This window comes from Enterobacter sp. ODB01, from assembly GCF_001623605.1.
Lineage (GTDB): Bacteria > Pseudomonadota > Gammaproteobacteria > Enterobacterales > Enterobacteriaceae > Enterobacter > Enterobacter kobei.
Genome location: NZ_CP015227.1, coordinates 2,331,648 through 2,344,370, shown reverse-complemented (window position 1 = coordinate 2,344,370; position 12,723 = coordinate 2,331,648). Strand labels below are relative to the sequence as shown.

Genomic DNA, 12,723 nt, shown 5'->3' with positions numbered 1-12,723 from the left:
TAAATGTGATTAATCAATGCGGGTAACTTTCTGGTTATCCGCTTTTTTTTGCCATAAAAATAATATTTAATCATTTTTATTGAATATAAATTCATTAACTGGCATTGTAAATCCAGGCCGCAGACACGGCGCATCAATAAGACAGACGGGAGCATTACCATGAAAAAGTTAGTTCTGGCCGCATTACTGGCAACGTTCGCCGCAGGCGCATCCGCAGCGGATAAAATCAATTTTGGCGTGTCCGCCACCTATCCGCCGTTTGAATCGCTGGATGCCAGCAACCAGATCGTCGGTTTCGATATCGACCTGGCGAAAGCGCTGTGCAAACAGATTCAGGCCGACTGCACCTTTACCAACCACGCCTTTGACAGCCTGATCCCGTCGCTGAAGTTCAAAAAATACGATGCGGTAATCTCCGGAATGGACATCACCCCAGAGCGCAGCAAGCAGGTAGCGTTCACCGACCCGTACTACGCCAACTCGGCGGTAGTGATTGCGAAGAAAGGGGCGTATAAATCCTTCGACGAGCTGAAAGGCAAACGCATCGGGATGGAAAACGGCACCACGCACCAGAAATACCTGCAGGACAAACATCCTGAAGTGAAAACCGTGGCCTATGACAGCTATCAGAATGCGATTATCGACCTGAAAAATGGCCGTATTGATGGCGTCTTCGGCGATACCGCCGTGGTCAACGAGTGGCTGAAAACCAACCCGCAGCTAGGCACGGCGACCGAGAAAGTGACCGATCCACAGTACTTCGGTACCGGCCTCGGCATCGCGGTACGTCCGGATAACAAAGCTTTGCTTGCAAAACTGAACGGCGCACTGAAAGCGATTAAAGCTGACGGTACGTACCAGAAAATCAGCGAGCAGTGGTTCCCGCAGTAAGGTGTTTTGCCGGGTGACGGCTTCGCCTTACCCGGCCTACGAGGGGGGTTTTGTAGGCCGGATAAGCGCAGCGCCACCCGGCAATTCTCACAACGGCACAAAGAACCTGAATCGTGCCCCACTCACCGACTCCATGAGCCGTATTCCACCGCCGTGCAGCTCCAGCATCCGTTTGACGATTAACAGCCCTAACCCGCCGCGGTTCTCCCGCGAGGCCTGAGTGTTCAACGCTGAAGGCCGCTGGAACAGATCGTCGCGCAGCGACGCATCCACGCCCGTACCGCTGTCAGCCACTTCGACCTGAAGCTGTTCATTCTCCTGCCAGACCGCCAGACGAATTTCCCCGCCGGTCGGCGTATGACGCATTGCGTTATCCAGCAAATTGGTCACCACGCGCTCGATCATTGATACATCGGCATTGACCAGCGGCAACGGCCCAGGCACGTCAATATGCAGATTGACCTCTCGCGTGCGGGCAGTGAGCTCAAACTTCTGCGCCACGTCGGAAATCAGCTCCGCCATCGCGAAACGCTCGCGCTGCGGTTTAATACCGCCGTGCTCAAGACGCGCCAGCTCAAACAACTGCTGGGAAAGATGGCGTACCTTTTGCCCCTGACGCAGGGCGGTGGCGAGATATTGCTGGTGCTCCTGAGGCGTCAGCGTGGTGGATTTCAGCGACAGCGTTTCCAGATAACCCAGCAGAGAGGTCAGCGGCGTGCGGAGATCGTGCGAAATATTGGCGATAAACTCCCGGCGCTGGCGATCGCTGTCGGCCAGTTGATCCCACTGGCGGGTGATTTTGCGCGCCAGCTCGATAAAACTGTTGCGCAGGCGTGCCACTTCGTCATTGGCCGCGACGTCCGGCGGCTCTGCTGCCAGCAGCCTGATTGCGCTAATGCTGTCCTGCTCAAGCCCGGTGACCTCTTCCGTCAGGCGTTTAACCGGACGCGTCACCCAGTACCAGACCAGTAATCCCGCCAGCAGGCCGAACAGTGCAACCCACAGCAATGACCAGAGCACCGTGCTCCACAGCGCCTTATGCCAGGCCATGTCCGCCAGCGCATTCGACTCCTCGCCCTGCAAAATAATGTACAGGTAGCCCTTAAGCTCGCCGTCCTGACGCAGCGGCGTGGCGCTGAAGACTTTTTTGTTCTGGCTGCGCGGATCGTCGCCCAGTACCGGGATGGCGGTGCCGCTCAGGAAGGTCTGAACCGGTGCCAGATCGATTTTTTGCCGCTGAATATGCCCCGGCGGGGCGGCATCGGCCAGGATATCGCCGTCGGGTGAGACAACATAGAGCTCCACGCTCGGATTAAAGGTCATCAGACGGTCAAAGAGCGGTTTCAGCGAACTGCGGTCAACCCTGCCCTGCGCGTCGAGAATCGGTTCCCGCTGGACGATCTGCTGCGCCAGTCCGCCCGACAACCGCTGCACCATCGCGTTGCCGTATTGCGTACTGGTGTAGAGCTGTACCGCGCAGGCGACGGTGGCGCAGAGCATCATCAGCAGAATGAACAGCAGCGTCAGGCGCTGGCTGAGGCTAAAGCGACGCATCAGGCGTTGGCTCCGCAAATTTGTATCCCTTACCCCAGACGGTGCGAACGATTTCCGGCTCGGCAGCGTCCTTCTCAATCTTGATGCGCAGGCGGTTGATATGGGTGTTGACGGTATGCTCATAGCCTTCGTGCTGATAACCCCAGACCTGCTCCAGCAGCGCCAGACGGGAAAACACCTCGCCAGGGTGGCGGGCAAAGAAGTAAAGCAGTTCGAATTCGCGCGGGGTGAGATCCACCACCTGTCCGTGGAGCAGGACGCTGCGCGCCAGCGGATCGATCGTCAAACCGTGCGCCTGAATTTGCCCGTCCGTTTGTGCCTGCCCCATCGCCTGCTGACGGCGGAACAGCGCTTTGATGCGGGCAATCAGCTCCTGCACCGAAAACGGCTTAGCCAGATAGTCATCGGCACCAGTTTCCAGCCCGGTAATGCGGTCGGTTTCGCTGCTGCGGGCGCTGATGATGATGACCGGCAGGTAGCGCGTCATCTGACGGATGCGTCGGCAAATCTCAAGCCCGTCTACGTTCGGGAGCATCAGGTCGAGGATCACCGCATCCCACGGCTGTTTTTCCAGGCGCTGCAGGGCGCTGCCCCCGTCGGGCTCGTGGGTGATGGCGTAGCCTTCGTCTTCTAAATTGAGTCGCAGAAGCGCCGCGATATCGTGGTCGTCTTCCACAAGCAGGATGTGCTTCATGGGTCAGCCTTCAATCATTTCTTATGACGTAAGCTTACCTGATTTCGAGCGGGGGAAGAGTTCACATTTTGTTGAACATTGTGCGGGGTTCATGCCGGGTGGCGGCTACGCCTTACCCGGCCTACTCCAGATTGTAGGCCCGGTAAGCGCAGCGCCACCGGGCGATGTTTAGGATTAGCGCGTTTTCACCAACAACGTCAACACTTCGTAATGCGCGGTATGCGGGAACATATCGAAAAGCTGAACGCGTTCAATGCGGTAGCCCGGCAGGCTGGCGATATCTTTCGCCATGGTCTGCGCATTGCAGCTGGAGTAGACGATGTAATCCGGTGCCATCTGGCTCAGGTAATCGCAGAGTGCGTTTCCGATGCCCCGTCGCGGCGGGTTGACCAGCACCAGTTCCGGCACATTGCCCTGGCCGGTGGCGAACTGGGTAGAGTCAAGCGCCTGGAAGTGGAGATTCGTTAACCCCAGCCCGGCGGCGGACTGTTTCGCGCAGGCAATCGCTTCGGCCGAGATCTCAATCCCGGTCAGCTGCATTTCAGGCGTGGCGCAGTGCAGGCCGAAACCTCCCACGCCGCAGAACAGATCCCACATGTGATGAATGTTTAACGCCCGAACCCAGTCACGGGCGGTGGCATACAACGCACTCGCCACGGTCGGGTTGGTCTGGAAGAAGCTTTGCGGGCGGATCCACAGCGGTACGCCGTTGAAATTTTCGGCCAGCGCAGGCTGTTCGGTGAAGAAGATCTCTTTCTCCCCTTCCATAATCGCCATGTGCACCGGCTGTATGTTTGCCGTAATGACCTTAAGCTGCGGCAGTTGCGCCTGCAGCCACGGCAGCGCCGCACGAAGCTGCGCCAGCTTCGCTTCCGAGCGCAGCACGAAACGCAGCATCATGCCGCCGTCTAGCTGGCTTTCCGTCAGCAGGAGATATTTCAGTTCGCCGCGCTTGCGGGCGACGTGGTAGGGCGTTAACCCTGCCCGCGCAATAAACGGTTTGAGTACGGCAAAGACGGGTTCAAACGACGCGGGATACAGCGGGCAGTCGGTTAAATCTTCCGGCGTGCCGTCGCGGTGCAGCATCCCCAGCAGCGGTTTTTCGACGCTGCCGCTGACCACCATTTTGGCTTTGTTGCGAAAGCCCTGCTCCGGTCCGCTGACGGGTGCGCACCACTCCCCCACCGCGTGTTCAGCCAGCAGCTGTTGCAGGTCGGCCATTTTGGCGGTGAGTTGTTGAGAGACCGGCTGTTCTATCCACTGACAGGAGCGGCAGCGTCCGGCGTCATAGAGTGCGCACTGCATATGAAAACCTTAAGAATAACGGGGGCTGCGATTATACACATTATTGCAACTGGAAGAACCGTCGACTGGACGCAGGCACGAACAGGAAGAACAGCACCAGCATATCCGGCAGTTTTTGCAAAAACAGCGCGTGCAAAATCTCGCGTTTTGATCCGCCCGCAATGCTGAACAGTTCGGGATAGCCATACCCCAGCGAGGCGGCCCACAGGTAGCTGGCGGCGGTCACCTGCGTCAGCAGATAGACCCAGCGCGCCCAGTTGCGACCTTTGACCAGCGAAAACGCACAGTAGATCTCAATGAACACCAGCACCAGGCTGCTCAGAAAAACCAGCGTCAGATTCCACGTCTGCACGCTGCGGTGAATGAATTCACCGATACCGCGCACGCCCAGGGTATTCAGAATCATCAGCACGTCCAGGCAGCGGATCATAATAATGGCGAGCGCCGCCACCTGTACCAGCGCAGGAACGTTAGGACGAGCGTGCGTAAGCCGTGATTTTTTTAATAATCCCAATGTTTTACTTCCCTGAAAAACAGTGCCGCGTGATACGCGGCACATCACTGGAAATTTTAAATGCTTCAGCCGCGTCTTGCACGCTGGATATCACGCACGCGCTGTTTTTCCGCGCGCGCCATCAAATACCAGGCGATAAATCCGACAATTCCGACCACGCCAAGGATGATAGAGGCCAGGGCGTTGATCTCCGGGTTAACCCCCATGCGCACGCTGGAGAAGACCAGCATCGGCAACGTTGTCGCCCCCGGACCGGAGACAAAGCTGGCGATCACCAGATCGTCGAGTGACAGGGTAAATGCCAGTAGCCAGCCGGAAATCACCGCCGGCATGATCATCGGCAGGGTAATGATGAAAAAGACCTTCAGCGGGGTCGCGCCGAGATCCATCGCCGCCTCTTCTATCGAGCGATCCAGCTCGCGTAGACGCGAGGAGATCACCACGGCGACATAGGCGGTACAGAACGTGACGTGCGCCAGCCAGATGGTGAGCATGCCGCGATCCGCCGGCCAGCCAATGGCATGCGCCAGCGCCACGAACAGCAGCAGCAGCGCAAGGCCGGTAATCACGTCCGGCATGACCAACGGCGCGGTGATCATAAAGGCGAAGCCGTTCGAACCGCGAAAACGGCCGAAACGCACCATTACCAGCGCGGCGATGGTGCCCAGAACAGAGGCCATCGTTGCCGCCAGTGCGGCGATGGTCAGGCTCAGCCCTACCGCGCTCATCATTGCATCGTCGTGGAACAGCTCACTGTACCAGCGCGTCGACCAGCCCGCCCAGACCGTCACCAGTTTGGAACTGTTGAACGAGTAGATCACCAGCATCAGCATCGGCGCATACAGGAAGGTAAAGCCGATCGCCAGGATCGCAATTCGCCACGGGGAGCGCACTACCGGTAAGTTATTCATCCGTGGTCTCCCATCTGTTTCTGCTGATGTTTGTGGAACCACATGATCGGCACGATCAACAGCAGCAGCATGATAATCGCCACCGCAGACGCCACCGGCCAGTCGCGGTTATTGAAGAACTCCTGCCACAGCACGCGGCCAATCATGATGCTGTCCGGCCCGCCGAGCAGCTCCGGGATCACAAACTCCCCTACCGCCGGAATAAAGACCAGCATCGACCCGGCGATAATCCCGCCTTTGGTCAACGGGACAATGACGCTGAAGAAGGTTTTCAGCGGACGCGCACCGAGGTCAAGCGAGGCTTCCACCAGCGAGTAATCTATCCGTGTCAGCGCCGTATAGATCGGCAGAACCATAAACGGCAGATAGGCATACACAATGCCAATATAGACCGCGAGGTTGGTGTGCAGGATCGTCAGCGGCTGATCGATAACCCCAAGCCACATCAGGACGTTATTCAACACGCCGTTGTTTTTCAGGATCCCCATCCAGGCGTAAACGCGGATCAGGAATGAGGTCCACGACGGCAAAATCACCAGCAGCAGCAGGATATTACGCGTCGAGGGTTTACTGTGCGCCACGGCCCACGCCAGCGGATAGCCCATCACCAGACAGCAGAGCGTCGAGATCGCCGCCACCTGCAGCGACTGCAGATAGGCTTCAATATAGAGCGGGTCCTCGGTGAGCTGCAGGTAGTTACCGAGGTTTAAGGTCAGCGTCAGCTGCCCGTCTGCCCACTCCCACAGGTCGGTATACGGCGGGATCGCCCGCGCCATCTCCGCCAGGCTGATCTTGAAAACGATCAGGAATGGCAGCAGGAACAGCAGGATCAGCCACACGTAAGGCATGGCAATCACCAGCTTGCGGCCGTGCTTCATCTTAAGGCGCGTCAGCCAGCTGGCTGCGCGGGCTGGAGGTTCAAGTGTACTCATTGGCCGCTCCTTATACCGTCAGCACGACACAACTGTCAGCATCCCAGCACAGGCGCACTTCGTCGCCCCAGGTCGGCTGACCTTTGCGGTAGCGATGTTCGTTTTGCAGCTGGGCGCTCAGCATCTGACCGCTTTTCAGACGCACGTGATAGATAGACAAATCGCCCAGATAAGCAATGTGCACCACTTCACCCACGGCGAAGTTATAGCCATCAGCTGGCGGATCGTCACAGAGCATGATCTTCTCCGGACGCAGCGCGACGTAGACCGGCACGTTGTCCACCACGGCGCTGTCAGGATCGACCTTGAGCGGATGCTGCAGACCCGGCGATTCAATGACCAGGCCATCCTCCTGACGCTCTTTCAGTAGCCCTTCGAAGACGTTGACCGAACCGATGAACTCGGCGCTGTAGCGGGTGGTTGGATGCTCATAAATCTCCTCCGGCTCGCCAATTTGCACAAACTTCCCGCGGTTCATGATCGCAATACGTCCGGCCATGGTCATGGCTTCTTCCTGATCGTGGGTAACCATCACGCAGGTCACGCCGACGCGCTCAAGAATATCCACCACTTCCAGCTGCATACGGTCACGCAGTTTTTTATCCAGGGCCCCCATCGGCTCGTCGAGCAGCAGCAGTTTCGGGCGTTTTGCCAGGCTTCTGGCGAGCGCCACGCGCTGGCGCTGGCCGCCTGAAAGCTGGTGCGGTTTACGCTTCGCGAACTCCTGCATGTGGACCAGACTCAGCATCTCGGCCACGCGCGCGGTGATTTCGGCTTTCGGCAATTTATCCTGCTTCAGGCCAAAGGCGATGTTCTGCTCCACCGTCATGTGCGGGAACAGCGCGTAGGACTGGAACATCATGTTAATCGGGCGCTGGTACGGCGGCACGCTGGAGAGATCCACGCCATCAAGCATGATTTGCCCGGCCGTGGGTTGTTCAAAACCGGCTAACATACGCAGCAGGGTTGATTTGCCACAGCCCGATGCGCCCAGTAGCGCGAATATTTCACCTTTATAGATAGTCAGGCTGACGTCGTCCACGGCATGCTGGCCATCGAAAGATTTGGTGAGGTTACGAATTTCAAGAAGCGGGGTCAGCGCTTTACGGACTTTCGCCTGCGGGCGGGGGATCGCGTCATTCACGGGGTGCTCTCCGGCAGAAATCAAATCATGGTGCAGGCGCACCAGAACGGTGCGCCTGTTGCCGGGTGCGCTTCGCTTGCCCGGCCTGTGACAAAGGGTTACTTACCGCTTTTCACCTTGGTCCACGCACGGGTACGTACGCGATCAATTTTTGGATCCTGTACTTTCAGGGTGAAGAGCTTGGCGAACACGTCCGCTGGCGGATAAATTGCCGGATTACTGCGGATCGCTTCACTCACCAGCGGCACGGAAGCCTTGTTACCGTTGGCATAATAAACGTGGTCACTGATGTGGGCGATCACGTCCGGACGCATCAGGTAGTTAAGGAACTGATACGCTTCGTCTTTGTTTTTCGCATCAGCTGGCATCGCGAAGACGTCGAAGAAGGCCAGCGCCCCCTCTTTCGGGATGAAGTAGGACACATTCACGCCGTTTTTCGCCTCTTTCGCTCGGTTCGCCGCCTGCCACACGTCCCCTGCCCAGCCAATCGCAACGCAGATGTCACCGTTCGCCAGGTCGTTGATGTACTGGGAAGAGTGGAAATAGCGAATGTTTGGACGCAGCTTCAGCAGCAGATCGGTCGCCGGACCGGTGTAGTCATCCGCCTTGTTGCTGTTCGGATCTTTGCCCAGGTAGTTCAGCACGGTGGCAAAAATCTCTTCTGGCGCGTCCAGGAAAGAGACGCCACAGCTTTTCAGCTTCTCAAGGTTTTCCGGCTTCAGCACCACGTCCCAGCTGTCCAGCTTGACGTCCGGGCCCAGCGCCGCTTTGACTTTATCCACGTTGTAGCCGATACCGGTGGTCGCCCACAGGTAAGGCATGGCGTATTTGTTATCCGGGTCATGCTTAGCCACCAGCTTCAGCACTTCTGGATCGAGGTTTTTCCAGTTCGGTAATTTACTCTTGTCCAGTGGCTGGAAGACACCCGCCGTCAGCTGACGCTCCAGGAAGCTCGCGGAAGGCACGACCAGGTCAAACCCGGTGCTGCCTGCCATCAGTTTTCCTTCCAGCACTTCGTTGGAATCGAAAACGTCGTAGACCACTTTAATGCCGGTCTCTTTCTCAAAATTGGCCACGGTGTCCGGCGCAATATAGTCAGACCAGTTATAAACGTGCAGCGTTTTTTGTTCCGCAGCGAGCGTGCCGGCAGAGACGGCCATCAGAGCACCCGCAACCAGACCCGATAACCATTTTTTATTCAAGGCGATCATAGTGTTATTCCTTCTGAAAGCTCGTTAACAAACGAACTAAAACTGTGCAATCTGGATATATGCAAAAATCATGCATAGTTTGTCGCTCTGCTCAAAATAAAAAGAAACCTCTTTACCCGGCAGGATCCGCTCGCTTTTTGAAGCATCGCAAGAATAACTGTAGCCCGTGTCTCCGGCTATAGCCCAGACGAAAAAACGCCTTTTATCAATTTTTTATGCAGGTTTAGTCTACGTGATAAGCCGAAACGGCCTTTGTGGAGGTGAAAAATTCTTTAAAGAAAGGTTAAAAGCAGCAGAAAAAATGGCCTTATGCAGCCGCCATGGCAGCGACTGCGCAAAAGTCAGACAGCTTTAGTGAAGAAAATTGGGAGATGCATCATTATTCTCTGCATCATCTTCCGTGCTATACAGCAGATGGTGTGCATTGGCTTCCATCATGACCATGGAAATTTGCTCTTCACTCAAGCGCATAAACCAGGCGAACTGCTTGAAGGAGAGCCCTGCCCCGGAGAATAAAGACTGGCAAACGACCAGTTTTGGCAGATTATCATCCTGTATATCGAGAAATGCTTTCACCGTCAAAGAACTGGCATTGATGGCCGACAGGTCGGAGGCCAGCGCCAGTAGCGCAGACGGCTTCACTTCGGCCAGCGCGGAGAAAAGGATCACGTCGTTAATCAGATCGATTTTGGCATCAAAAATACCGTCGAAATTTTGCATATGAGGCAGATGCAGCGCCTGGCAGGAATCACATTCAAAGAACGTAATACCGGCATCATCGAGCCATTGACGTAACGTATCCAGTGTTGGTACGACCTGTAAATCCATCGCGGTGCAGCCTCTCTAATAAAAACTTCGCATAGATTACGCAAAAAGTGCGTTCAATGCCATTTAACCGCCCGTTTTCAGACAGTAGCCCGGCGTGGCATGACGCTCAATCCATGTGATCATTTTACCTGCAATATCGACCCCCGTGGTTTTTTCCACGCCTTCCAGCCCCGGTGAGGCATTCACCTCCATGACCAGCGGCCCGCGCGTCGCCCGCAGGAGGTCAACGCCCGCCACGTCCAGCCCCAACGTTTGAGCGGCTTTTACGGCAATGTCCCGCTCGCGATCGCTAATATCAGCCACTCTCGCTATGCCGCCGCGGTGAAGGTTAGAGCGGAAATCGCCCTCTTTGGCCTGACGCTCAATGGCCGCCACCACTTCATTTCCGACCACGAAACAGCGAATATCACGCCCTTTCGCCTCTTCGATATACTCCTGCACCAGAATGTGCGCATTCAGTCCCCGAAAGGCGTCGATCACACTTTCTGCAGCCTGCCGCGTCTCCGCCAGCACCACGCCGATACCCTGCGTGCCTTCTACCAGCTTGATCACTAAAGGCGCGCCGCCCACCATGTCGATCAGATCGCTGGTGTCGTCCGGCGAATGGGCTATTCCGGTAACGGGGAGATCGATCCCCTGACGGGCGAGCAGCTGCAACGAGCGCAACTTGTCGCGGGCGCGGGAAATGGCCACGGATTCATTGAGCGGATAGCTGCCCAGCATCTCAAACTGGCGCAGCGCGGCGGTGCCGTAATAGGTGATCTGGGAGCCGATACGCGGGATCACCGCATCAAAATGCGGCAGCTTGCGGCCTTTGTAGTGTATAGATGAAGCGGCGGGGTCGATGTTCATATAGCAGGACATCGGGTCAAGGATCTCAACCTGATGTCCGCGTTTTGCCGCCGCTTCTCGCAGGCGTTTACATGAATAGAGCGTTCCATCCCGGGACAATATGGCAATTTTCACCCTGCACCTCTCTGAAGACATGGAAAAAGCCTTCATATCATACAGAATGGACTATCGCGTCGCCCAGCCCTGTTTATGCAGATAATCGAGAATAAACGGGCGATTTTCTTTAATGATGGTGCGGCGAATGTGGTCGCTCCAGGTATCGCGGCGGTTATTGCTGTCACGCGTCAGATAGTAATTCGCCAGCTCTTCATCATAGTGATTCAGGACGTCACGATCGACCGGCTGGTAGTGGTTCTCGTGCACCAGCATTGCCGCAGGAATACGCGGTTTCAGGTCCGGATTATCCGCCGGCCAGCCGAGGCAGAGGCCAAACAGCGGCAGTACATGTTTTGGCAGCTTCAGCAGTTCGGTGACGCTTTCAATGTTGTTACGCAACCCGCCGATATAGACCCCGCCTAGTCCCAACGATTCCGCCGCCGTAAAGGCGTTTTGCGCCATCAGCGCGGTATCCACGACGCCCAGCAGCAGCTGTTCGGCGAGCCCCAGTTGCGCTTCAGGGCAAATCTGCAGATGGCGGTTAAAGTCGGCACAAAATACCCAGAACTCGGCGGCCTGGGCCACATGCTTCTGCCCGCCGGTCAGCGTCACCAGCTGTTCACGCATCGCCGGGTCGGTAATGCGAATAATGGAGCTGCACTGCAGGAAACTGGAGCTGGAGGTCGCCCTTGCGCTGTTAATAATGGCGGTACGCTGCGCCTCGGTGATCGGCTCATCGGTGAAGTGGCGAATGGAACGGTGGGAAAGGAGCAGGTCAATCGTGGGTGTCATCTTCTCTCTCTTTGCTTGCTTAAAACGTATGGCAGCCAGTATAGGCAATGATCTGCACGGTGTAATTGGCGAAACATAGCTCATAGGTATTATAACGACAGGCGAAACCTTCTTTAATGACGACAGGTTATGGGGCACTATACGTGTCATTCGCCGTCAGGCTTGTTTTTTGAGGAGAGAGAAATGTTTGCAGTAATTTTTGGTCGTCCAGGGTGCCCTTACTGTGTGCGCGCAAAAGAGCTGGCTGAGAAACTGACCGCAGAACGCGATGACTTCAATTTCCGCTATGTGGACATCCACGCGGAAGGCATCACCAAAGCCGATCTGGAAAAAACAGTCGGTAAGCCGGTTGAAACCGTCCCACAGATCTTCCTCGATCAGAAACACATCGGCGGTTGCACCGACTTTGAAGCCTACGCCAAAGAACATCTTGGCCTGTTTGCCGAGCAGTAATGAAAGGACGCCCTCACCCTGAGGGCGTTTTTATTTGTGGTGCCGTCGGTGCTGAATCAGGCTGCGCACAAATAAGTAGCAGAGCGCGCCAAGGGCGCACCAGAATATGGCACTTAGCAACCACGCCAGCTCCTGCCAGAAACTCCGCGTTGAAACATACAGCAGGCGCATTAGCAGCAGACATAATGGCGCTGCAAGTATCGCCCCCAGTAACGGTTTCACCACTTCCCCTTTTCGGGAGAGAAAACTGGCGGCGGCTCCCGGTAGCGTGAAGAAGAGCAACCCCAGCTCCGGATGCCCGGACGCCCTGAATGCGCCCTTCACATTAAATGCGAGCGACATGCATACGACCGTGAACAGCAAAAAGCAGCTGATCACCCCCGCCCAGTTTCGTTTCATATTCAAACAATCCTCCTGACTTATCTCTATCAAATACACTTTCGTCGGGTAGACGCCCAGTCAGATAAAGCAATGCGGCAATCCTTGCCAAAGTACGCACAGGGTGATGCGATAATCAGTAGCTGTCAGTAGCTAATGCGATTAAAC

General features: G+C 56.2%; 14 protein-coding genes. 2 read left to right on the top strand and 12 right to left on the bottom strand.

All coding sequences use genetic code 11. The features are described from left to right. Positions 1 to 159: 159 nt before the first annotated feature. Positions 160 to 891 carry an arginine ABC transporter substrate-binding protein ArtJ gene (gene artJ, locus A4308_RS11175; RefSeq protein WP_045281080.1) on the top strand — a complete coding sequence of 244 codons (732 nt, stop codon included), beginning with the start codon at positions 160 to 162 and terminating at the stop codon, positions 889 to 891. 87 nt (positions 892 to 978) lie between these two features. Here the strand turns inward: artJ and A4308_RS11170 are convergent, their stop codons facing one another. The 11 genes from A4308_RS11170 to nfsA all read right to left on the bottom strand — a co-directional run bounded on the left by A4308_RS11170 (position 979) and on the right by nfsA (position 11,724). Further along, positions 979 to 2,448: a sensor histidine kinase gene (locus tag A4308_RS11170; RefSeq protein ID WP_045281115.1), complete on the bottom strand. Its 1,470-nt coding sequence runs from the start codon at positions 2,446 to 2,448 to the stop codon at positions 979 to 981. Beyond that, the gene (locus A4308_RS11165; RefSeq protein ID WP_014883158.1) at positions 2,432 to 3,139 is read right to left on the bottom strand and encodes a response regulator transcription factor; all 708 of its coding nucleotides are present in this window, start codon (positions 3,137 to 3,139) and stop codon (positions 2,432 to 2,434) included. Before A4308_RS11165 ends, A4308_RS11170 begins: the two co-directional genes overlap by 17 nt. A gap of 174 nt (positions 3,140 to 3,313) precedes the next feature. Then, positions 3,314 to 4,444, bottom strand: coding sequence for a 23S rRNA (uracil(747)-C(5))-methyltransferase RlmC (gene rlmC / locus A4308_RS11155; protein WP_045281081.1), 1,131 nt, complete (start codon positions 4,442 to 4,444; stop codon positions 3,314 to 3,316). Positions 4,445 to 4,484: 40 nt separating this feature from the next. Continuing rightward, positions 4,485 to 5,003 (bottom strand): YbjO family protein, encoded by a 519-nt coding sequence (locus A4308_RS11150; RefSeq protein ID WP_045134203.1) that lies wholly within the window; start codon positions 5,001 to 5,003, stop codon positions 4,485 to 4,487. Positions 5,004 to 5,023: 20 nt separating this feature from the next. Continuing rightward, a complete protein-coding gene (gene potI / locus A4308_RS11145) occupies positions 5,024 to 5,869 on the bottom strand; it encodes a putrescine ABC transporter permease PotI (RefSeq protein ID WP_014883155.1) in 846 nt (281 codons plus the stop codon). After that, complete coding sequence (gene potH, locus A4308_RS11140; protein ID WP_014883154.1) at positions 5,866 to 6,801, bottom strand: putrescine ABC transporter permease PotH; 936 nt, start codon at positions 6,799 to 6,801, stop codon at positions 5,866 to 5,868. Before potH ends, potI begins: the two co-directional genes overlap by 4 nt. Positions 6,802 to 6,811: 10 nt before the next feature. Beyond that, complete coding sequence (gene potG, locus A4308_RS11135; protein WP_023336982.1) at positions 6,812 to 7,945, bottom strand: putrescine ABC transporter ATP-binding subunit PotG; 1,134 nt, start codon at positions 7,943 to 7,945, stop codon at positions 6,812 to 6,814. A gap of 98 nt (positions 7,946 to 8,043) precedes the next feature. Beyond that, positions 8,044 to 9,156 carry a spermidine/putrescine ABC transporter substrate-binding protein PotF gene (gene potF / locus A4308_RS11130; protein ID WP_014883152.1) on the bottom strand — a complete coding sequence of 371 codons (1,113 nt, stop codon included), beginning with the start codon at positions 9,154 to 9,156 and terminating at the stop codon, positions 8,044 to 8,046. 351 nt (positions 9,157 to 9,507) lie between these two features. Further along, on the bottom strand, positions 9,508 to 9,984 hold the full coding sequence (locus A4308_RS11125) for a YbjN domain-containing protein (protein WP_032637108.1): 477 nt from the start codon (positions 9,982 to 9,984) through the stop codon (positions 9,508 to 9,510). A 63-nt stretch (positions 9,985 to 10,047) separates the two neighbouring features. Further along, positions 10,048 to 10,950, bottom strand: a complete 903-nt coding sequence (rimK, locus tag A4308_RS11120; protein ID WP_045281082.1) for a 30S ribosomal protein S6--L-glutamate ligase — start codon at positions 10,948 to 10,950, stop codon at positions 10,048 to 10,050. 51 nt (positions 10,951 to 11,001) lie between these two features. Next, complete coding sequence (gene nfsA, locus A4308_RS11115) at positions 11,002 to 11,724, bottom strand: nitroreductase NfsA (RefSeq protein WP_014883150.1); 723 nt, start codon at positions 11,722 to 11,724, stop codon at positions 11,002 to 11,004. A 183-nt stretch (positions 11,725 to 11,907) separates the two neighbouring features. Between nfsA and A4308_RS11110 the strand changes: the two genes are divergently transcribed. Then, entirely contained in the window at positions 11,908 to 12,177 is a 270-nt protein-coding gene (locus tag A4308_RS11110) for a GrxA family glutaredoxin (RefSeq protein WP_014883149.1), read from the top strand. Between the two features lie 30 nt (positions 12,178 to 12,207). On the opposite strand, the gene A4308_RS11105 is transcribed toward A4308_RS11110, so the two are convergent. Next, positions 12,208 to 12,576, bottom strand: a complete 369-nt coding sequence (locus tag A4308_RS11105) for an inner membrane protein YbjM (RefSeq protein WP_014883148.1) — start codon at positions 12,574 to 12,576, stop codon at positions 12,208 to 12,210. Positions 12,577 to 12,723 lie beyond the last annotated feature (147 nt).

Bases quoted from the DNA above. Each gene is read 5' to 3' on its own strand.
- artJ (WP_045281080.1), top strand. From the start codon at position 160: ATGAAAAAGTTAGTTCTGGCCGCATTACTGGCAACGTTCGCCGCAGGC.
- A4308_RS11165 (WP_014883158.1), bottom strand. From the start codon at position 3,139: ATGAAGCACATCCTGCTTGTGGAAGACGACCACGATATCGCGGCGCTT.
- rlmC (WP_045281081.1), bottom strand. From the start codon at position 4,444: ATGCAGTGCGCACTCTATGACGCCGGACGCTGCCGCTCCTGTCAGTGG.
- A4308_RS11150 (WP_045134203.1), bottom strand. From the start codon at position 5,003: ATGTGCCGCGTATCACGCGGCACTGTTTTTCAGGGAAGTAAAACATTG.
- potI (WP_014883155.1), bottom strand. From the start codon at position 5,869: ATGAATAACTTACCGGTAGTGCGCTCCCCGTGGCGAATTGCGATCCTG.
- potH (WP_014883154.1), bottom strand. From the start codon at position 6,801: ATGAGTACACTTGAACCTCCAGCCCGCGCAGCCAGCTGGCTGACGCGC.
- potF (WP_014883152.1), bottom strand. From the start codon at position 9,156: ATGATCGCCTTGAATAAAAAATGGTTATCGGGTCTGGTTGCGGGTGCT.
- A4308_RS11125 (WP_032637108.1), bottom strand. From the start codon at position 9,984: ATGGATTTACAGGTCGTACCAACACTGGATACGTTACGTCAATGGCTC.
- nfsA (WP_014883150.1), bottom strand. From the start codon at position 11,724: ATGACACCCACGATTGACCTGCTCCTTTCCCACCGTTCCATTCGCCAC.
- A4308_RS11110 (WP_014883149.1), top strand. From the start codon at position 11,908: ATGTTTGCAGTAATTTTTGGTCGTCCAGGGTGCCCTTACTGTGTGCGC.
- A4308_RS11105 (WP_014883148.1), bottom strand. From the start codon at position 12,576: ATGAAACGAAACTGGGCGGGGGTGATCAGCTGCTTTTTGCTGTTCACG.